The organism is Nocardiopsis aegyptia (genome assembly GCF_013410755.1).
Taxonomy (GTDB): Bacteria; Actinomycetota; Actinomycetes; order Streptosporangiales; family Streptosporangiaceae; genus Nocardiopsis; species Nocardiopsis aegyptia.
In genome coordinates, this window is record NZ_JACCFS010000001.1 from 6563455 (window position 1) to 6581699 (window position 18245).

The following is an 18245-nucleotide window of genomic DNA, read 5'->3' on the forward strand; positions in this document are numbered from 1 at the left end:
TTGGGAGCGCTCCCAATCACGAAGGGCCCAGTATGACCGACCCGATCCTGCCCCCCGGACTCCTCTTCGGTACCGCGACCGCCGCCTACCAGGTCGAGGGCGCGGCCACCGAGGGCGGTCGCGGCCCCTCCATCTGGGACACCTACTCCCGCACGCCCGGCCGCGTCGCCCGCGGCGAGAGCGGCGACGTGGCCTGCGACCACTACCACCGCTACGCCGAGGACGTGGCCCTCATGGCCGACCTGGGCGTGGACCTGTACCGGTTCTCTGTGTCCTGGCCGCGCGTGCTGCCCACCGGATCCGGGCCCGTCAACGCGGAGGGGCTGGCCTTCTACGACCGACTCGTGGACACCGTCCTGGAGGCAGGGGTCGAGCCCGCGCTGACGCTCTACCACTGGGACCTGCCCCAGGCCCTGGAGGACGAGGGCGGCTGGCGGGTGCGCGACACCGCGTACCGCTTCGCCGAGTACGCCCGCGTGGTCGCCGATCGTCTCGGGGACCGGGTGCACCGCTGGATCACGCTGAACGAGCCGTTCTGCTCGGCGTTCGTGGGCCACGCCGTGGGCCGACACGCGCCCGGCACCCGCGAGGGCCGCCCCGCGCTGGCCGCCGCCCACCACCTCCTGCTCGCCCACGGGCTGGCCGTGGGCGAGCTGCGGGCCGCCGGCGCCGCGCAGGTCGGCATCACCCTCAACCCCGACCACCTGCTGCCCGCCACCGACTCCGAGGCCGACCGGGCGGCGGTGGAGCGGGCGCGCACCCTGCACAACCGCACCTGGCTGGACCCCATCCTCACCGGCGCCTACCCCGACAACGAGCAGGAGACCTGGCCGGGCCTGGCCGACGGCTCCTACCGGATGGAGGGCGACCTCGACACCATCGCCCGGCCGCTGGACTTCGTGGGCATCAACTACTACCGGCCCATCATGCTGCGCGACGCCCCGCACACCGAGCCCGACCCGGCGCTGCGCACCGCCGCGGACATCGGCACCGAACAGGTCCCCTTCGAGGGCGTACGGCACACGACCATGGGCTGGCCGGTCGTCCCGCACACCTTCACGGACCTGCTGGTCGACCTCAAGAACCGCTACCCCGGCCTGCCGCCGCTGCTCATCACGGAGAACGGCTCGGCCGAGGACGACCGGCCCGACGCCGACGGCCGCGTGCACGACGCCGACCGCGTCGACTACCTGCGCGACCACCTGACGGCCCTGGCCGCGGCCATCGAGGCGGGGGTGGACGTACGCGGCTACTTCGTGTGGTCGCTGCTGGACAACTTCGAGTGGGCCTACGGCTACGATCGGCGCTTCGGCCTGGTCCGGGTGGACTACGAGACCCTGGAGCGCCACCCCAAGGACAGCTTCCGCTGGTACCGGGACTTCCTGCGCGACCACCGTGCGCGCAGGCGGCCGGAGGCCGACGCACGCTGAGCCGGGTAGTGTCCTCCCGGGAGGACACTCCTTCCACGCGGGTGCCCCGTGCGCCAACATCGTGTTGGTGCGCCGGGCACCCGTGGCATCGGCGTCGGGACTCGAGGACGGGGCGGATGACGGAACAGGGATCAGGAACGGCGGTGCCGAGGGACTCCGGAGCGGGGACCAGTGGCAGCCTGCGGGCCGCCCAGCGCATGCTGCAACTGCAGAACAGCCTGGTCGAGCTGTTGCGGACCAAGCCCTTCAGCCAGATCACCTACAAGGAGATCACCGAGGGCGTCGACATCGACCGGTCGACCGTGTACCGGTACTACAACCACAAGAACCAGGTCCTCCAGGCGGCCGTCGACGTGCGGCTCACCGCCTTCGCCTTCCGACTGGACCTCACGTTCGGCCGGATGGAGACCATCGACGGGTACACCGCCCGCCTGGTGGACGCCTGGACGGAGCTGTGGCTGGAGTCGGGCGGGCTGCTGGCCGCCGCCTCCGGCCTGGGCGCCGAGCCCGGCCCGCAGCGCGACTGGTGGCGCGCGCGGCTGGAGCCGTGGACCGAGGCCGTGCGGGAGGCCATCGAGGTGGCCAGGTTCGTCGAGGAGCTGCCCCGGGACGGCCGCCCGGCGCGTCCGCTGGCCGAGCTGGTCATGGGCACGTGCCTGGCCGCGTTCAACAACGAGCTGACCGTGGAGCACACGCCCGAGCACCGCCGGATGGTCCGCGACCTGCTCGTGGACGCGGTCCTGCGCACGATGGGACGGCACCGGGACGCGTCCGCGGGGCCCCGCGCCCCCGAGTGAGCGCCCCCTAGTCGCCTGAGCGCGCGGAAGTGCCCGCGCGGGCGACGCCGCCGAAGGCGCCGACCACCGCGCCCAGTGCGAACATGGAGGCCTCGTCCTCGTCCATGTGGACGATCCCGGCGGGAACCCGGACACGGTAGGGCTTGTCCTCCGCGAGGAGGATGTCCAACCCGTCGATGATGCCCTGACCCTCCAGCATCAGCAGGGCTTCCTCGACCCGGCCCGTACGGTCACCGCGAGACCAAATCGACATGCGTCCACCCTAACGACGCCGGGGGTGCGGGACAACGCCGCACGCCGACCGCGTACGCCGGCCGGACACGGCCACGGGTGCACGTACCGATGTGGCCGCAGTGTCCGAGAGAGAATTCTGGCCCTTCGTGTTCCTGGGGGTGCCGGCGCGTCGGTGGTTGTCCGCCAACGGCGCGCCGTTGCATCCTGACGGCGCTCTCCGGACCGGCGGGGCTGGGTGTCCACCGACCGAAGGAAGCCAACGCCATGACCTCGCCGAGGCCGTCCGAGCCGCTGCGGACGCCTTTCGCGACTCCGGACCTGGGCGCCGTCCCCGGGGGCGTCTTCGCGTCCACCCCAGCCACGCCATCGAGCCCCGACCCTCTCCTGCGAACCCGAGCCGACCACGGCCGACCAGGCCGCCGGTACGAGGCCGTGCCCCCGTGCCACGCGGCACGGGGCGGCCCGGCCCCGCCCCTGAGGAGGTCCCCCGACCCCCGCCTCCCACCCACCCGCGCCGCCGCACGCTCACACGACCCACCATGAACGGAACCGTCCATGAGTCCCACCTGGACCACGCGCACCGAGACCGCCGCCGACACCGCGGCGGTCCGCGACCTCACGCTCGCCGCGTTCGACACTCCGCTGGAGGCCGACCTCGTCGACGCCCTGCGCGAGGACCCCGCCTGGATCGACGGGCTCTCGCTCGTGGCGGTCGACGGTGACGGCCGCGTCGTGGCGCACGCACTGCTGACCCGCTGCCACGTCGGCGACGTCCCGGCGCTGTGCCTGGGCCCCTGCTCGGTCCGCCCCGAGCTCCAGGGGCGCGGCGCCGGGTCCGCCGTCGTCCGCGCCGCGCTGGCGGCCGCCGCGGCCCAGGACGAGCACTGCGTGGTCGTCCTGGGCCACCCGGCGTACTACCCGCGCTTCGGCTTCTCCCGTGCCTCGGCCCACGGCATCCGCGTGGACGCCGAGGTCCCGGACGAGGCCCTCATGGCGCTCGGCCTGGACCCCGCCCGCCCGCTGCCGGCCGGGACCGTCCGCTACGCCCCGCCGTTCGGGATCTGACCGGGGCCGGTCGCGGGGGCGTCGTCGAGCATCCAGTACCCGCTCTGTGACCAGCCCTGGAAGCGGCGCACGGTGGCGGACTCGCGCAGCGGTGCGCCGTCCACGACCTGGCGCAGCCCGGCCAGCAGGGGCTCCAGGCGACGGCGGGCGTGCACGGGCAGGTCCCGTGCGCGCCCGCCCATCCACACGAGCACGTCGCGCTGCTCCGCCGCCGAGCACAGCGACAGGAAGAACAGGGTCTGGCGCCAGGAGAACGCCGCCCGCCGCACGCGGTCCGGCAGCGGAGAGCGCGGCAGACCCGCGACCGTGTCCATGGTGACCCCGTGGGCGCGCCGGGCCAGGTCGGCCCAGCCGCGGTCCGGGCGCACGCCGAGGCCGACCAGGACCGCGAGGTTGTGCGTGGTGAGGATCTGCGCCTGCTCGATCACCATGCCCTGGCCCGCCACGCCCGGCCCGGGTCGGCCCGCGCGGACCCGGCACAGCTCGGCGAAGGCGTCCCCGCCACGCCTCTGGCCGTGCCCGCCCCCGGCGGGCAGCGCGAGGACCTCGGCGTAGTCGATGCCGTAGTAGCGCGCGTACGGGCTGTCGGCCAACAGCGCTCCGGCCTCCTGCGCCGCCCGGGTGAACTTCGGGGTGAAGGCGCCCGCGAAGATGTCGGCGGCCAGCTCCTCCACGAAGGGCAGGCCGAGTCCGGCGCTCCGGTTCAGCGTGGTGAACTGGCTCACCATCGGATTGGGCACGACCGTGCCGGGAAAGTGCTCCAGGACCGCCGTGCCCAGTCGGAGCAGGAGGTCGCGTGCCGCCCGCTCGTGGGCGTCCTTCGCGGTGCGGTGGGGCAGGGTCTTGCGGACCCACGGCAGCTCGGTCGGGCGGACCTGGCTGCTCAGGTTCAGCAGGAGCAGGGAGCGGCGCCGGCTGAAGGCGCGGTGGTGCGCGGCCAGCAGGCGGCTCAGCGCCGGGTCGGGCGCGGAGGCGGCCTCCGCCTCCGCGACCAGGGCGGGCACGAGACCGGCCATCACCTCGGCGGAGGTGATCACACCGAGCGCGGCCAGTTCGTCGAGCGTGCCGACGACGCCCCGCAGGACGTTGCGGCGCAGCGGCTCGGGGACGGGCCAGTGGGCGGGAACACCGAACTCGGCGGCCTCGTGCTCGCCCACGGGAGCCAGGGCGCCGGCCGGGTCGCAGATCCCCGACGCTGCGGGCAGGTCCGCGATCCGGGACCGCAGCACGCAGGCCAGCACGTCGTGGGTGGGCCGTGCCGCCTGTTCGGCCTCGACCGAGCGCAGGGCGGTGTGGCGGGCGGAGCCGGGCCGGCCGCGCTTGGCGACCATGGAGTCCACGGCGTGCTGGAGCTGCCCGCGGCGACGGGCGGTGGGCCCTCCCTCCTCGGCGCTCTCGCGCAGGGCGGCGAGCAACACGGCCAGGTTCTCCTTCGGCCTGCGGTGCTTGGAGCACAGCGTGTGCTCGTCGGCCAGGCGCGCGTAGTCGGTGAGCAGGGCGGCGCCGCGCGCGTCCCAGCCCACGGGCCGGACGGCGTCCACACGGCCGTCGCGGACGGTCTCCCACCAGTGGGAGAGCACCCGGTCGGCGAACGGGTTCCACACGGCCAGGGCCTCCTGCTGGGCCTTGGGCCGGTTGCCGTCGCGGTCGGTGCGGGCGGCGCGCCTGCCCAAGGCCCGGTCGACCTGGCCGACGGTGTCGCGGAAGACCGTGTTCGGGGGCACGGGCTCGCGGGGCGCCGGACGCGGGGTCAGGCACAGGGTGGCGGCGAAGGGTTCGACGACTCGGAGCAGGTCGAGCGCGCCTCGGGCGTCCCCGGCGCGCAGCAGCCAGGCCACGGTGAGGAGCGCGGCCTCCTCCGGCAGTTCCAGGTCGTACTCGCCGCTCTCGAGCAGCGCGGTGAGCGCCGCCAGCCCCTCCTCGGTGAGGTGGTGGGCGTACAGCGCCGCGCGTTCGGCCGGCAGCCCGTGCCGCCGGACCAGGTCGCGCTCGTGCGGGCGCAGGGGGCCCGCGGCGGCGGGCGCGCCGGTGGCGAAGCCGCCGTGGACGACCTCCGGGGTCACCCAGGCGGGAAGGCCGCGGACCGGAGTGCGCGATCCGATCTCCAGCGTGCCCTCGGACATGCCGTCGACCACGCGGTACCAGGCGTCGGCGCGCCGCGCGGCGGCCTCACGGACGCGGGGGTCGTCGTGGGTGAGGGCCGAGGTCAGGGCCCGGGCCAGTCGGTCGCGGGCGTAGCGGGGGTCGGGGGTGGTGTGGTGGTCCATAGCCAACGTGGCGGGTGCCGCCCCCGCTTCCTCCCGGGCCGGAGCCGGGCGCTCTGCTGTTGAGCTACACGTTGTCGGGCGCACACACTAGCGCGACGCGGCGGCCGGCGGAAACGAATATGTGCGCGGGGATGAGTACCTGCGGCGTTGCCGCGTGTCACGGGGGTGAGTCGTGCTGCGCACTTGTGCGGAGGGGCGGCGGGGTGTTGCATGTGTGCTGATTCCGCAGCCGCGTCGGCGCGCGTGAAGGTGAGGGTCCGGTGGACCCCGTCGGCGGTGGCGACCGAGGTCTGAGGGGTGCGGGCGTGCCCGAGGAGAACTGGCAGTGCTCGATGTGCGCCGCCTTCAACGAGGCGGCCAAGCACGCCTGCATGGTGTGCGACACCTTCCGTGTCCTGGGCGAGCGCCGTGGCGGCGGCTCGGCCGCGCCCGGCCGCGGTGCCGCGGGCGACCTGCTGGCGCCGACCGTCACCGACGAGGCGTTCCTGGGCCGTGCCGGTGACGACTGGACCGGGGACGAGAGCCTGCCACCGGTGCGCCTGATGGAGCCGACACGGGGCGCGGGCGCGCGGACCGCCCCCTCACGCCCGGGCGGCGGGCCTCCGGGCGAGCCGCCGGGCGGGACCGCGCGGCCGCGGGCGTCGCGGGTGGCCGGATGGGGCCTCACGGCGGGTGTGCCCGCGCGCGGGCCCGCGGTCGGCCGCGGGCCGGCACCGGCACGGGGCGGATCACGGAGCGGCTCCGGGCCCGGCGGGCCCGGCGGGGGGCGCAGGAGCACGCCCCGGCGGCCGCCCGGCACGGTCCGCGCCCTGACCCTGGCCGTGGTGGGCCTGCTCGCGCTGACCGCGTGGTGGGTGCTGCCACGGGTCGGCGGGGCGCCCGAGGAGGGCGCGGACGGGGGCGGGGCCCCGACGGCGTGTCCCGCGCGGGTGGCCGCGCTGCTGCCGGGCGCGGGGGAGGGGCCCCTGGTGGCGGCCTTCGAGACCGAGCGGCACCGCATCGTGCTGTGCGCGGACGGCGGGGGCGACCTGTACTACTTCGGGGAGTTCCTGGAGGAGGGCGGCGAGCCGATCGTGGCGCCCGCCCGGCGGACCGGGGACGGCTTCGTCGCGGAGGCCGGCACGACGCGCTACGAGATCACCGGCGGGCAGGTCGTGGTCACCGACGCCCACGGCGGCGAGGTGGCCCGCTTCGACCTGGTGGAGACCGGCGCGCCGGAGTAGCGCCGGCCCGGGACGGGTGCGTCCGCGGGGTCGCACCCGTCACGCGCGTCGAACAGGCCCCAGCGGGTCTAGCGGGTCTTGACCAGCGTCGCGAGGACACCGGCGAAGATCATCATCGACAGGCTCACGATCATGAGCACGAACGCGGCTGTTCCGACCATGGTGTTTCCTTACCGTTCCTCAGTGGACCTCTACGGTCGCTCACCCTATCCCGCCCGGTCACGGCCCTCGCGCGGGGTCGCCGTGACGCCCTCCGCCCACGCGCGGCGGTAGGCGTCGACGAGGAACCCGTCGGCCCAGGCGGTGTCGGGTTCCTCGGGCAGGTCGCTCGTCCCGCACAGGCCGACCAGTCGCTCCTCCAGGTCGCGCGTGCGCTCCAGGGCCTCCTCGCGGGTGTGCTCGCCCCTCCGCAGGGCCAGCAGCCAGGAGCGGTCGGGCTCGGGCATGGGCAGGGTGATCGCGCCGGTCTCCATGAGTTCGGCGCCCTGCAGGCCCAGCCGGACCATGTGGTAGGCGTACTTGGTGTCGAAGCCGTACCGGTCGACGAGTTCGGGGCGGTTGGTGTGCCTGCCGCCGCGCACGCCCTCCATGCGCTCGCGCTGGGCGCGCAGGTAGCCGAGGAAGCGGTGGCCCGCCCGGCGGGAGAGCAGCCGTTCCCGCTGGGCCCGCAGGTCGTGGCCGATCGCGGTGACGGTGACGATCTCGTGGTCGGGGACGAACAGCGGGAGCAGCACGGTGGGGTTGCCGTCCAGGGCCAGGCGGGTCCACTTGCGCAGGGAGTACACGGTCAGGTCCAGGTCGCCGGGGCCGGACCTGGTGTGCTCGGGCCGGCTGTGGTGGACGTACTGCTCGAAGGGGCGCAGACCGATGACGTACTCCGGCGGCTCGACGCAGATGCCCATCTCGTCGCGGTCGTTCTGGCCGTCGAGCTGCAGACCGTGCACGGTGGATCCGACCGCGCAGCGCAGCACGGTGCCCTGGTCGGCGATGCGGGCGAACTCGGGCGCGGAGTGCTTCACCGGCGTGGTCCTTCGGTCTACGGGTGCGACATTCGCACAATAGTGGGACATTGCGGTGATTCGGTGCTTGCCGGGCGGGAGTCGGAGGGCGTTGACTGGTGCCCGCCGCGGTGCCGCGGCCCACGACGACGAGAAAGCAGGACCGTGTCCGAGACCTCCCCTCCCCAGATCGACACCTCCGCCCCCCACAACGCCAGGATCTGGAACTACTGGCTGGGCGGGAAGGACAACTACCCGGTGGACCGGGAGATGGGCGAGCAGATCCGCTCGTTCTTCCCCGAGATCGTGGACAACGCGGTCGCCGACCGGGGGTTCCTCGTCCGTGCCGTCACCCTCCTCGCGCGGGACGAGGGCGTGCGGCAGTTCCTGGACATCGGCACGGGCCTGCCCACGCACAACAACACCCACGAGGTCGCCCAGTCCGTGGCCCCCGACGCACGGGTGGTCTACGTGGACAACGACCCCCTGGTGCTGGCGCACGCGCGGGCCCTGCTGACCGGGACTCCCGAGGGCGCCACCGACTACGTCGACGCCGACCTGCGCGACCCGGACGCGATCCTGGCGGCGGCGGCACGGACGCTCGACCTGTCCCGGCCTGTCGCGCTCATGCTGCTGGGCGTGGTCAACTTCGTCGCCGACGACGCCGAGGTGCGCTCGATCCTGGACCGGTTGCTGGGGGCCCTGGCCCCGGGCAGCTTCCTGGTCGTGTCCCACCCCACCGACGACCTCGACCACGACCGCGCCCACCAGGTGGCGGCGGCGTGGAACGAGAGCGGCACGCCCAAGCTGACGATCCGCTCCGCCCGGGGCATCGCCGCGCTCTTCGAGGGCCTGGAGCTGCTGGAGCCGGGGGTGGTCTCGTGCTCGCTGTGGCGTCCGGACGCCACCGAGGTGGGCGAGATCCGGCCGGTGTCCGAGTACGGCGGTGTGGCCCGCAAGCGCTGAGCCGGGCGGGTGCGGCCCCGGCCAGGGAGGGCGCGGGGCCGCCGGGGTGACGCGTCCGGGGACATGGAGACGTGTCCCCCGCCCCCGGCGCGGTCAGTCCCTGGGGCGCTGGTCGATGATGCGGCGGAACTTGCCGACGGAGCGCTCGATCTGCTCGGGGTCGACGACGTCCACGCGCACGCTCACCCCGACCCGGTCCTTGACCGTCGCGGTGATCTCCCGGGTGAGCGCCGCGCGCCGGTCGGCGGTGCAGTCGGGGCGGGCCTCGACGCGCACCGCCATGTGGTCCAGGCGGCCCTCCTTGGTCAGGACCAGCTGGAAGTGCGGCGCCAGCCCGTCCAGGCCCAGGATGATCTCCTCGATCTGGGTGGGGAAGACGTTCACGCCGCGCAGGATGATCATGTCGTCGCTGCGGCCGGTGACCTTGTCCATACGCCGCATGGGGCGGGCGGTGCCCGGGCGCAGCGTGGTCAGGTCGCGGGTGCGGTAGCGGATGACGGGCATGGCCTGCTTGGTCAGCGAGGTGAAGGCGAGTTCGCCGTAGGAGCCGTCGTCGAGCACGTCGTGGGTGACCGGGTCCAGGATCTCGGGCAGGAAGTGGTCCTCCCACACGTGCAGGCCGTCCTTGGTCTCCACGCACTCGTTGGCCACGCCCGGGCCCATGACCTCCGAGAGGCCGTAGATGTCCACCGCGTGGATGTCGAAGCGCTCCTCGATCTCCAGACGCATGCGCTCGGTCCAGGGCTCGGCGCCGAAGATGCCGGTGGTGAGGGAGGTGCCGCGGGGGTCGATGCCCTGGCGCTCGAACTCGTCCAGCAGGGTCAGCATGTAGCTGGGGGTGACCATGATGACCTCGGGGCGGAAGTCCTGGATGAGCTGGACCTGCTTGGCGGTCTGGCCACCGGAGGCGGGGATGACCGTGCAGCCCAGCCGCTCGGCGCCGTAGTGCGCGCCCAGGCCGCCGGTGAAGAGCCCGTAGCCGTAGGAGACGTGCACCTTGTGCCCGGGGCGCCCGCCCGAGGCGCGGATGGAGCGGGCGACCACCTCGGCCCAGGTGTCGATGTCCTGGCGGGTGTAACCGACGACCGTGGGTCGCCCGGTGGTGCCGCTGGAGGCGTGGATGCGGCTGACCTGGTCCTGGGGGACGGCGAACATCCCGAAGGGGTAGTTGTCGCGCAGGTCGGCCTTGGTGGTGTGCGGGAAGTGCCGCAGGTCCGCCAGCTCCCCGAGGTCGCCGGGGTGGACGCCGGCCTCGTCGAACTTGGCCTTGTAGAGCGGCACGTTGGTGTAGGCGTGCTCCAGGGTCCACCGCAGGCGTGTGAGCTGGAGGTCGCGCAGCTCGTCGACGCTCATCCGCTCGGCCGGGTCGAGCGACTCCGGGGCGGGGGCCCGGCCGAGCCGGCGGGAGGAGTCGGCGTCGGCCGGCTTCGTCGTGGTGTCCTGGATTGCCATGGATCTCTCCGGGTACTCTGCTCCGCGCGTCCTCGGACGGTCTCCCGAGGGGCCGCTTGGTCTTTCGAGGGGCCGCTTGCGGCCGTCGTCGGCGGGGCGGGCCGCACGGACTTGCTTACTGACCGAACGTTCGGTTACTAATGCATTAACGCAGTTGCCCGGCGGCCGTGTCAAGGAGACGTGTCGATGGGATCACCAGTGTCGGTGGCGTGCGCCACCGGTCCGCACAAGGGGAGTCGTGCATGAGCGAGGTCTACGTCGTCGACGGGGTGCGCACACCCCAGGGGCGCTACGGGGGTGCCCTGGCCGGAGTCCGACCCGACGACCTGGCCGCCACGGCCGTCGCCGAGGCCCTGCGCCGCTCGGGCGCGCCCGGCTCGGCCGTGGACGAGGTCATCCTCGGTGCCGCCAACCAGGCCGGGGAGGACAACCGGAACGTGGCCCGCATGGCGGCGCTGCTCGCCGGACTCGACCCCTCCGTGCCCGGCTACACCGTCAACCGCCTGTGCGCCTCGGGGCTGACCGCCGTGGCCTCCGCGGCCCAGGCCATCCGCGCCGGCGAGGCCGACCTGGTCGTGGCCGGGGGAGTGGAGTCCATGACCCGCGCGCCCTGGGTGATGGCCAAGCCCGGCACCCCCTGGGCCAAGCCGGGCGAGGTCGCCGACACCTCCCTGGGATGGCGCTTCACCAACCCCCGCTTCGCGGCCCACGACGCCGCGGTCCCGGACGGCGCCACACCCGACGACCTGCGCTACACGCTCTCCATGGGCGAGACCGCCGAGGAGGTCGCCGTCCTGGAGGGGCTCACCCGCCAGGAGTGCGACGCCTTCGCGCTGCGCAGCCACGAACGCGCCGTGGCCGCGGCGGAGGCCGGGCGCTTCGACGCGGAGATCGTCCCGGTCACCGTCACCGGACGGCGCGGCGCCACGCACGAGGTCACCGCCGACGAGGGGCCCCGCCCCGAGTCCTCCATGGAGTCCCTGGCCCGGCTGCGGCCCGTCTTCCGCGAGGGCGGCATCGTCACCGCCGGGAACTCCTCCTCGCTCTCGGACGGGGCCAGCGCGCTGGTGCTGGCCAGTGCCGAGGCCGTGCGCGAGCACGGACTCACCCCGCGCGCCCGCGTGGTCGCCTCCGCCGCGGCCGGTGTCGCCCCGCAGATCATGGGCCTGGGGCCGGTCCCGGCCACGCACAAGGCGCTGGACCGGGCGGGCTGGTCGCTCGACGACGTCGGTGCCGTCGAGCTCAACGAGGCCTTCGCCGCCCAGTCCCTGGGCGTGATGCGCCGGCTCGGCCTGAAGGAGGAGCGGGTCAACGCCGACGGCGGCGCCATCGCCCTGGGCCACCCGCTGGGCAGCTCCGGCGCCCGGCTGGTCGTGACCCTGCTCGGCCGCATGGAGCGCGAGGACGCCGCGCGCGGCCTGGCCACCCTGTGCGTGGGCGTGGGCCAGGGCGCGGCACTGCTGGTGGAGCGCCCGTGACCGAGCACCCCGACTTCACCGCTCTGCGGGTCGAACGCCGCGAGGACCGCGTGGTGGTGGAACTGCACCGCCCCGAGGCCCGCAACGCCATCAACGCCCGGATGATCGACGAGCTGCACCGGGTCTGCGCCGAAATGGAGGCCTCGCCCCGGCCGCTGCTGCTCACCGGGCACGGCACCGTCTTCGCGGGCGGCGCCGACATCGCCGAGCTGCGCGAGCGCGGCCGCGAGGAGGCCCTCGCCGGCATCAACAGCCGCCTGTTCGAGCGCCTGGCCCGGCTGCCCGCCCCGACCGTCGCGGCCGTGGACGGGTTCGCGCTGGGCGGCGGCGCCGAACTCTCCTACGCCTGTGACCTGCGCATCGCCACACCCGAGGCCGTCTTCGCCCAGCCCGAGCCCGGCTTGGGCATCATCGCCGGGGCCGGCGCCTGCTGGCGGCTCAAGGAGCTGGTCGGTACCTCGGTGGCCAAGCAGGTGCTCCTGGGCGGGATGCGCCTGGACGCCGAGACGGCCCTGCGGCACGGACTGGTCGCCGAGATCGTCCCGGCCGCGGAGCTGCGCGAGCGCGCCCACGCCCTCATCGACCGGATGGCCGCGTCCTCGGCCCTGGCCCTGCGCATGACCAAGACGGTCCTGGACGCCGACGGGCCGCACCCGCTGGCCGACGACCTGGCACAGGCGGTGCTGTTCGAAAGCGCCGACAAGCACGACCGGATGACCCGGTTCCTGGAGAGGAAGAAGCGATGAGCACCACCGCGCGGGCCGTCCCCGCGACCGTCGCCGTCGTCGGCGGCGGCACCATGGGCGCCGGCATCGTCCAGCAGTTCCTCACCGCCGGGGCCGAGGTGGTGCTGGTCGAGGCCACCGAGGAGGCCGCCCGGGCCGGCCGGGCACGGGTGGCCGCCGGACTGGACGGGGCCCGGGAGCGGGGCAAGCTGGACGAGGCCCCCTCGCGCGTCCTGGCGCGCCTGGCCACCGTCACCGACGTCGCCGACCTGCCGCCCCGCGCCGGCCTGGTGGTGGAGGCGGTGCCCGAGCGGCCCGAGCTCAAGATCGCCGTGCTGAGCGCGGCCGAGCGGGTCGTGGGCGAGGAGGCCGTCCTGGCCTCCAACACCAGCTCGCTGTCGGTCACCGACCTGGCCGCCGCCCTCAAGCGTCCCGAGCGCTTCCTGGGCACCCACTTCTTCAACCCGGTCCCGGCCTCCAAGCTGGTGGAGATCGTCACCGCGCCGCAGACCGCGCCCGAGGTGCTGGCCTCGGTGCGCGGCTGGGTCACGGCGCTGGGCAAGACCGAGATCGTGGTCCGCGACGCGCCGGGCTTCGCCACCAGCCGCCTGGGCGTCACGCTGGGGCTGGAGGCGATCCGGATGGTCGAGGAGGGCGTGGCCTCGCCCGCCGACATCGACACCGCCATGGAGCTGGGCTACCGGCACCCGATGGGTCCGCTGCGCCTGACCGACCTGGTCGGGCTGGACGTGCGGCTGGCCATCGCCGAGCACCTGGCCGCCGAGCTGGGGGACCGGTTCGCCCCGCCGGAGCTGTTGCGCCGTATGGTCGCCGAGGGAAGGCTCGGCAAGAAGGCCGGGCAGGGCTTCCACACCTGGGACGAGGGAGGACACACGCGTGAGTGAAGACAGGGCGGCGGAGTTCGAGGAGGCCGACGGGCTCGCCACGGTGCGCCTGCGCACTCCGGCGCTGACCCGGCGGGTCAAGGAGGAGCTGCTGGCGGCGCTGCGGCGGGCGGCGGAGTCCACCACGGCGCGCGCGGTGCTGCTGCTGGGGTCGGAGAAGGCCTTCTGCGTCGGACAGGACCTGGCCGAGCACGCCCGGATCCTGGACGAGGCGCCCGAGCAGGCGCTGACGACCGTGCACGAGCACTACAACCCGATCGTGCTGGCCCTGGAGGAGATCCAGGTGCCGGTCGTGGTCGGGATCGGCGGCGCCGCCGTCGGCGCCGGGCTCGGGTTCGCGCTCGCCGGCGACGTACGCGTCAGCGCGCGCCGCGCCAAGTTCGGCACCGCCTTCACCGGGATCGGGCTGGCGTCGGACTCGGGGCTGGCCTACCGCCTGGTGCGCTCGCTCGGCCAGGCGCGCGCGATGGAGATGATGCTGCTGGGCACGGTGATCGGCGCCGACCGCGCGCTGGAGCTGGGCCTGGTCACCGAGGTCGTGGACGACGACGCCTGGGCCGAGCGCGCCCGCGAGGTCGCGGTCCGGCTGGCCTCGGGCCCCACCAGCGCCTTCGTGGCGGCCAAGCGCGAGGTGCGCGCGGCGGCCTCGGGCGCGCAGGAGCTGCCCGAGCTGCTGGCGGAGGAGGCCGACCTGCAGAACCAGCTCGGGGTGACCGCCGACCACGCGGGTGCGGTCAGGGCGTTCCTGGACAAGCGGGCGCCGACCTTCACCGGTAGCTGACCAGCCCGGATTCCCCCGGCCCGGGTACTTGCCCGAGCGGGGGAATCCAGGGATACTAATTACTGACCGAACGTTCGGTTATGAAGGGGTAAGAGCAATGTCCACCGTGACGGCCGACCCGGCGCCCTCGGGCTCCGACGAGGCCCACCAGGCGGAGTTCGACGCCAAGGTCGCCGCCGACCAGCGCATCGAACCGCGCGACTGGATGCCCGAGGGGTACCGCAGGAGCCTGGTGCGCCAGGTGTCCCAGCACGCCCACTCCGAGATCATCGGCATGCAGCCCGAGGGCGACTGGATCGCCTCGGCGCCCAGCCTGCGCCGCAAGGCCATCCTCCTGGCCAAGGTCCAGGACGAGGCCGGACACGGCCTGTACCTGTACGCGGCCGCCGAGACGCTCGGGGTCGACCGCGCCGACCTGACGACGCGGCTCATCGAGGGCCGCCAGAAGTACTCCTCGATCTTCAACTACCCCTCGCTGACCTTCGCCGACGTCGGCGTGATCGGCTGGCTGGTCGACGGCGCCGCCATCTGCAACCAGGTGCCGCTGTGCCGCAGCTCCTTCGGGCCCTACGCCCGCGCCATGGTGCGCATCTGCAAGGAGGAGTCCTTCCACCAGCGGCAGGGCTACGAGCTGCTCATGCGCATGATGGAGGGCACCGGGGCCCAGCGCGCCATGGTCCAGGACGCCGTCGACCGCTGGTGGTGGCCGTCGCTGATGATGTTCGGCCCGCCCGACGCCGACTCGCCCAACACCCAGCAGTCGATGGCCTGGCGCATCAAGCGCGACACCAACGACGACCTGCGCCAGAAGTTCGTCGACATGACCGTCCCCCAGGCGGACAAGCTCGGCGTCACCCTGCCCGACCCCGAGCTGGTGTGGAACGAGGAGCGCGGCCACCACGACTTCGGCGAACCCGACTGGGTCGAGTTCAAGCAGGTGATCTCCGGCAGCGGCCCCAAGAACGCCGAGCGCGTCGAGCGCCGCCGCGCCGCGCACGAGAAGGGCGCGTGGGTCCGCGAGGCCGCCACCGCCTACGCCACCAAGCACCAGAGCGACCGGGAGGCCGCGGCATGAGCACCGAACACGGCACGGCGGACGCGTCCCGGCCCGAGTGGCCCTTGTACGAGGTCTTCGTCCGCGGCAAGCGGGGACTCAACCACGTCCACGTGGGCTCCCTGCACGCGCCCGACGACCACATGGCGCTGCACAACGCCCGCAACCTCTACACCCGCCGCAACGAGGGCGTCAGCATCTGGGTGGTGCGCGCCGAGCACATCAGCGCCTCCAGCCCGGACGAGAAGGACCCCTACTTCGCGCCCAGCGGCGACAAGGTGTACCGGCACCCCACCTTCTACTCCATCCCCGACGATGTCCCGCACATCTAAGGAACGGCCCATGAGCGGCGACGACCACATCTACTCGGTCCTGGCACAGGAGCACGGCGGCGACGACCGCTGGGCCTTCGGCACCGGCTTCACCGACGCCCTCGCGGGCGTGGACACCACCCTGCCCGAGGGCGTCGACGGCGACGACCTGGCGCTGTACTGCCAGATGCTCGGCGACGACGCGCTCGTGCAGGCCCAGCGGCTCGTCCACTGGGTCACCGACGCCCCCGAGCTGGAGGAGGAGGTGGCCCTGGCCAACATCGCGCTCGACCTGCTCGGCCAGGCCCGCCTGCTGCTCTCCCGGGCCGGCCAGGCCGACGGCACCGGCCGCGACGAGGACCGGTTCGCCTACTGGCGCGGACCGGCCGAGTTCCGCAACGTCCACCTGGCCGAGGCCCCGCGCGGCGACTTCGCCCGCGCCGTGGCCACGCTGCTGGTGCTCTCCACCGCCCGCCTGGCGGTGTTCACCCGCCTGGTCGACAGCGCCGACCCGGTGCTGTCCGCCATCGCGGCCAAGGCCGTCAACGAACTGGCCTACCACCGCGAGTACGCGGTGTCCTGGACGCTGCGGCTGGGCGACGGCACACCCTTCTCCCACGAGCGCATGGCCGCCGCGGTCGCCGACGTGTGGCCGCTGACCGGTGAGCTGTTCGCGACCCACCCGGTCGAGGCCCGCCTGGCCGCCCAGGGCGCGGGGGTGGACCCCTCCACCCTCGCCGACGAGGTGCACGGCGTGCTCACGCAGGTCCTCACCACCGCGACCCTGGCCGCGCCCGCACCCTTCCCCGAGGCCGCCGTGGCGGGCCGCGACGGCCGCCACACACCCGACCTGCCGCCCCTGCTGGACGAACTCCAAGGGGTGGCCCGGGAGCACCCGGAGGCGACATGGTGACCACAGCGCACGACACCGGCCGCACCGCCGCGGGCGAGGCCGCCAGGGAGCGCGCCCTGGCGGCGGCCGCGGCCGTGGCCGACCCGGAACTGCCCATGCTCACCCTGGCCGACCTGGGCATCCTGCGCGGCGTCGACCTCGACGAGGACGGGACCGTCCAGGTGTGGATCACCCCCACCTACTCCGGGTGCCCGGCCCTGACCGAGATGCGCGCCGACGTGGACCGGGCCGTGCGCGCGGCCGGTGTCGACCGCGTGCGGGTGCGTACCGCGCTCTCCCCGGCCTGGACCACCGACTGGATCACCGGGGAGGGGCGCCGCAAGCTCGCCGAGCACGGCATCTCCCCGCCCGGGCAGGCGCCGCGGCGCGCCCCTGGGCCGGTCCCGCTGACCCTGCTGCCCACCCGCACCGCCCCGCGCTGCCCGCTGTGCGGCGCGGCCGACACCGAGGAGCTGTCCCGGTTCGGCGCCACCTCCTGTAAGTCGCTGCACCGCTGCCGGTCCTGCCTCGAACCGTTCGAGCACGTCAAGGAGATCTGACCGTGACCACACCCGTCACCGACGCGCCCGCGGCACCGCGCCGCGCGGCGGCGTTCCACCGCCTGCGCGTGGCCGCCGTCGAGCGCCTGTGCGACGACGCCGTCGCCGTCACCTTCGACGTCCCCGACCACCTGGCCGAGGAGTTCGCCTTCGCGCCCGGGCAGTCCCTGACCCTGCGCCGTGTGGTGGACGGGGTCGAGGAGCGGCGCAGCTACTCCATCTGCGCGCCCGTGGGCGGCGCGCCGCGCGTGGGCGTGCGCCTGGTCGCGGACGGCCTGTTCTCGACCTGGCTGGTCAACGAGGTCGAACCGGGCGACGAGATCGAGGTGGGCACCCCCACCGGTCGGTTCAGCCCCGACCTGACCGTCTCCGGCCGCCACGTGATGATCGCCGCCGGTTCGGGCATCACGCCGATGCTGTCCATCGCGGCGTCCCTGCTGCGGGCGACCGACTCGCACGTCACGCTGCTCTACGGCAACCGCCGCAGCGACACGGTCATGTTCGCCGACGAACTGGCCGACCTCAAGGACGCGTTCGGTGCCCGCCTCGAACTCGTGCACGTGCTCTCCCGGGAGCCGCGCGAGGCCGAGCTGTTCACCGGCCGCCTGGACGCCGCCAAGCTCGACGCGCTGCTGTCCACGATCGTGGCCGCCGACGCGGCCGACCACTGGTGGCTGTGCGGCCCCTTCGGCATGGTCACCGACGCCCAGGAGGTCCTGGCGCGGCGGGGCGTGCCGCGTGAGCGCGTGCACCAGGAGCTGTTCTTCGTCGAGGGCGAGGAGCCCCCGCCGCAGGCGCGCCACGAGGAGCCCGGTGTGGAGGGCCCGGCCACCGAGGTCACCGTCGTCCTGGACGGCCGCACCAGCACGCTGACCCTGCCGCGGGACACGCCCGTCCTGGACGCCGCCCAGCGCTACCGCCCCGACCTGCCCTTCGCCTGCAAGGGCGGGGTGTGCGGCACCTGCCGGGTCCGGGTCTGCGAGGGCGAGGTGCGCATGCGCCGCAACTACGCGCTCAGCGACGACGAGGTCGCGGCCGGGTACGCGCTGGCCTGCCAGTCGCTGCCGCAGACCGAGACCCTGACCGTGGACTTCGACTCGTGAGCGC

General features: G+C 74.1%; 18 protein-coding genes and 1 tRNA gene. 14 read left to right on the forward strand and 5 right to left on the reverse strand.

Going from position 1 to position 18245, the window contains the following annotated elements; all coding sequences use genetic code 11:
* Nucleotides 1–32: 32 nt before the first annotated feature.
* Complete coding sequence (locus HNR10_RS29005) at nt 33–1430, forward strand: GH1 family beta-glucosidase (protein ID WP_179829062.1); 1398 nt, start codon at nt 33–35, stop codon at nt 1428–1430.
* A 197-nt stretch (nt 1431–1627) separates the two neighbouring features.
* Entirely contained in the window at nt 1628–2227 is a 600-nt protein-coding gene (locus HNR10_RS29010) for a TetR/AcrR family transcriptional regulator (protein WP_179830027.1), read from the forward strand.
* A 7-nt stretch (nt 2228–2234) separates the two neighbouring features.
* On the opposite strand, the gene HNR10_RS29015 is transcribed toward HNR10_RS29010, so the two are convergent.
* Nucleotides 2235–2480, reverse strand: a complete 246-nt coding sequence (locus tag HNR10_RS29015) for a hypothetical protein (protein WP_246406461.1) — start codon at nt 2478–2480, stop codon at nt 2235–2237.
* A 536-nt stretch (nt 2481–3016) separates the two neighbouring features.
* On the opposite strand from HNR10_RS29015, the gene HNR10_RS29020 reads away from it, so the two are divergent.
* Nucleotides 3017–3526 (forward strand): GNAT family N-acetyltransferase, encoded by a 510-nt coding sequence (locus HNR10_RS29020; protein WP_179829064.1) that lies wholly within the window; start codon nt 3017–3019, stop codon nt 3524–3526.
* On the opposite strand, the gene HNR10_RS29025 is transcribed toward HNR10_RS29020, so the two are convergent.
* Together HNR10_RS29025 and HNR10_RS29030 are read right to left on the reverse strand one after the other, a co-directional pair.
* The gene (locus HNR10_RS29025) at nt 3502–5793 is read right to left on the reverse strand and encodes a transcriptional regulator (protein WP_179829066.1); all 2292 of its coding nucleotides are present in this window, start codon (nt 5791–5793) and stop codon (nt 3502–3504) included. The genes HNR10_RS29020 and HNR10_RS29025 overlap by 25 nt on opposite strands.
* A 2-nt stretch (nt 5794–5795) precedes the next feature.
* A tRNA-Arg gene (locus tag HNR10_RS29030) sits at nt 5796–5867 on the reverse strand.
* A 231-nt stretch (nt 5868–6098) separates the two neighbouring features.
* On the opposite strand from HNR10_RS29030, the gene HNR10_RS29035 reads away from it, so the two are divergent.
* Nucleotides 6099–7016 carry a hypothetical protein gene (locus tag HNR10_RS29035; protein ID WP_179829068.1) on the forward strand — a complete coding sequence of 306 codons (918 nt, stop codon included), beginning with the start codon at nt 6099–6101 and terminating at the stop codon, nt 7014–7016.
* Nucleotides 7017–7222: 206 nt separating this feature from the next.
* On the opposite strand, the gene HNR10_RS29040 is transcribed toward HNR10_RS29035, so the two are convergent.
* A complete protein-coding gene (locus HNR10_RS29040) occupies nt 7223–8035 on the reverse strand; it encodes a nucleotidyltransferase domain-containing protein (RefSeq protein ID WP_179829070.1) in 813 nt (270 codons plus the stop codon).
* A 144-nt stretch (nt 8036–8179) separates the two neighbouring features.
* Between HNR10_RS29040 and HNR10_RS29045 the strand changes: the two genes are divergently transcribed.
* Nucleotides 8180–8980 (forward strand): SAM-dependent methyltransferase, encoded by an 801-nt coding sequence (locus tag HNR10_RS29045; RefSeq protein WP_179829072.1) that lies wholly within the window; start codon nt 8180–8182, stop codon nt 8978–8980.
* 93 nt (nt 8981–9073) lie between these two features.
* Here HNR10_RS29045 and paaK read toward each other — a convergent pair whose 3' ends face one another.
* The gene (gene paaK, locus HNR10_RS29050) at nt 9074–10432 is read right to left on the reverse strand and encodes a phenylacetate--CoA ligase PaaK (RefSeq protein ID WP_179829074.1); all 1359 of its coding nucleotides are present in this window, start codon (nt 10430–10432) and stop codon (nt 9074–9076) included.
* 242 nt (nt 10433–10674) lie between these two features.
* Here paaK and HNR10_RS29055 point away from each other — a divergent pair, with 242 nt between their 5' ends.
* From HNR10_RS29055 to paaE, 9 genes are all read left to right on the forward strand, one after another.
* Nucleotides 10675–11910, forward strand: coding sequence for a thiolase family protein (locus tag HNR10_RS29055; protein WP_179829075.1), 1236 nt, complete (start codon nt 10675–10677; stop codon nt 11908–11910).
* The gene (locus HNR10_RS29060; RefSeq protein WP_179829077.1) at nt 11907–12656 is read left to right on the forward strand and encodes an enoyl-CoA hydratase/isomerase family protein; all 750 of its coding nucleotides are present in this window, start codon (nt 11907–11909) and stop codon (nt 12654–12656) included. Before HNR10_RS29055 ends, HNR10_RS29060 begins: the two co-directional genes overlap by 4 nt.
* A complete protein-coding gene (locus tag HNR10_RS29065) occupies nt 12653–13540 on the forward strand; it encodes a 3-hydroxyacyl-CoA dehydrogenase family protein (RefSeq protein ID WP_179829079.1) in 888 nt (295 codons plus the stop codon). The genes HNR10_RS29060 and HNR10_RS29065 overlap by 4 nt, the downstream gene beginning before the upstream one ends.
* The gene (locus HNR10_RS29070; protein WP_179829081.1) at nt 13533–14321 is read left to right on the forward strand and encodes an enoyl-CoA hydratase-related protein; all 789 of its coding nucleotides are present in this window, start codon (nt 13533–13535) and stop codon (nt 14319–14321) included. Before HNR10_RS29065 ends, HNR10_RS29070 begins: the two co-directional genes overlap by 8 nt.
* Before the next feature lie 97 nt (nt 14322–14418).
* Nucleotides 14419–15396 (forward strand): 1,2-phenylacetyl-CoA epoxidase subunit PaaA, encoded by a 978-nt coding sequence (paaA, locus tag HNR10_RS29075; protein ID WP_179829083.1) that lies wholly within the window; start codon nt 14419–14421, stop codon nt 15394–15396.
* Entirely contained in the window at nt 15393–15707 is a 315-nt protein-coding gene (gene paaB, locus HNR10_RS29080) for a 1,2-phenylacetyl-CoA epoxidase subunit PaaB (protein WP_179829085.1), read from the forward strand. Before paaA ends, paaB begins: the two co-directional genes overlap by 4 nt.
* A gap of 10 nt (nt 15708–15717) precedes the next feature.
* Complete coding sequence (gene paaC / locus HNR10_RS29085) at nt 15718–16599, forward strand: 1,2-phenylacetyl-CoA epoxidase subunit PaaC (RefSeq protein WP_179829087.1); 882 nt, start codon at nt 15718–15720, stop codon at nt 16597–16599.
* Nucleotides 16593–17138 (forward strand): 1,2-phenylacetyl-CoA epoxidase subunit PaaD, encoded by a 546-nt coding sequence (gene paaD, locus HNR10_RS29090; protein ID WP_179829089.1) that lies wholly within the window; start codon nt 16593–16595, stop codon nt 17136–17138. The genes paaC and paaD overlap by 7 nt, the downstream gene beginning before the upstream one ends.
* A 2-nt stretch (nt 17139–17140) precedes the next feature.
* Complete coding sequence (gene paaE / locus HNR10_RS29095; protein ID WP_179829091.1) at nt 17141–18241, forward strand: 1,2-phenylacetyl-CoA epoxidase subunit PaaE; 1101 nt, start codon at nt 17141–17143, stop codon at nt 18239–18241.
* The last annotated feature ends 4 nt before the right edge of the window (nt 18242–18245 follow it).

What these genes read in the sequence shown, in the direction of transcription:
- HNR10_RS29015 (WP_246406461.1), bottom strand. Translation starts at nt 2,480, where the DNA reads ATGTCGATTTGGTCTCGCGGTGACCGTACGGGCCGGGTCGAGGAAGCC.
- HNR10_RS29010 (WP_179830027.1), top strand. Translation starts at nt 1,628, where the DNA reads ATGCTGCAACTGCAGAACAGCCTGGTCGAGCTGTTGCGGACCAAGCCC.
- HNR10_RS29020 (WP_179829064.1), top strand. Translation starts at nt 3,017, where the DNA reads ATGAGTCCCACCTGGACCACGCGCACCGAGACCGCCGCCGACACCGCG.
- paaD (WP_179829089.1), top strand. Translation starts at nt 16,593, where the DNA reads ATGGTGACCACAGCGCACGACACCGGCCGCACCGCCGCGGGCGAGGCC.
- paaA (WP_179829083.1), top strand. Translation starts at nt 14,419, where the DNA reads ATGTCCACCGTGACGGCCGACCCGGCGCCCTCGGGCTCCGACGAGGCC.
- HNR10_RS29005 (WP_179829062.1), top strand. Translation starts at nt 33, where the DNA reads ATGACCGACCCGATCCTGCCCCCCGGACTCCTCTTCGGTACCGCGACC.
- paaC (WP_179829087.1), top strand. Translation starts at nt 15,718, where the DNA reads ATGAGCGGCGACGACCACATCTACTCGGTCCTGGCACAGGAGCACGGC.
- HNR10_RS29025 (WP_179829066.1), bottom strand. Translation starts at nt 5,793, where the DNA reads ATGGACCACCACACCACCCCCGACCCCCGCTACGCCCGCGACCGACTG.
- paaK (WP_179829074.1), bottom strand. Translation starts at nt 10,432, where the DNA reads ATGGCAATCCAGGACACCACGACGAAGCCGGCCGACGCCGACTCCTCC.
- paaB (WP_179829085.1), top strand. Translation starts at nt 15,393, where the DNA reads ATGAGCACCGAACACGGCACGGCGGACGCGTCCCGGCCCGAGTGGCCC.
- HNR10_RS29055 (WP_179829075.1), top strand. Translation starts at nt 10,675, where the DNA reads ATGAGCGAGGTCTACGTCGTCGACGGGGTGCGCACACCCCAGGGGCGC.
- HNR10_RS29065 (WP_179829079.1), top strand. Translation starts at nt 12,653, where the DNA reads ATGAGCACCACCGCGCGGGCCGTCCCCGCGACCGTCGCCGTCGTCGGC.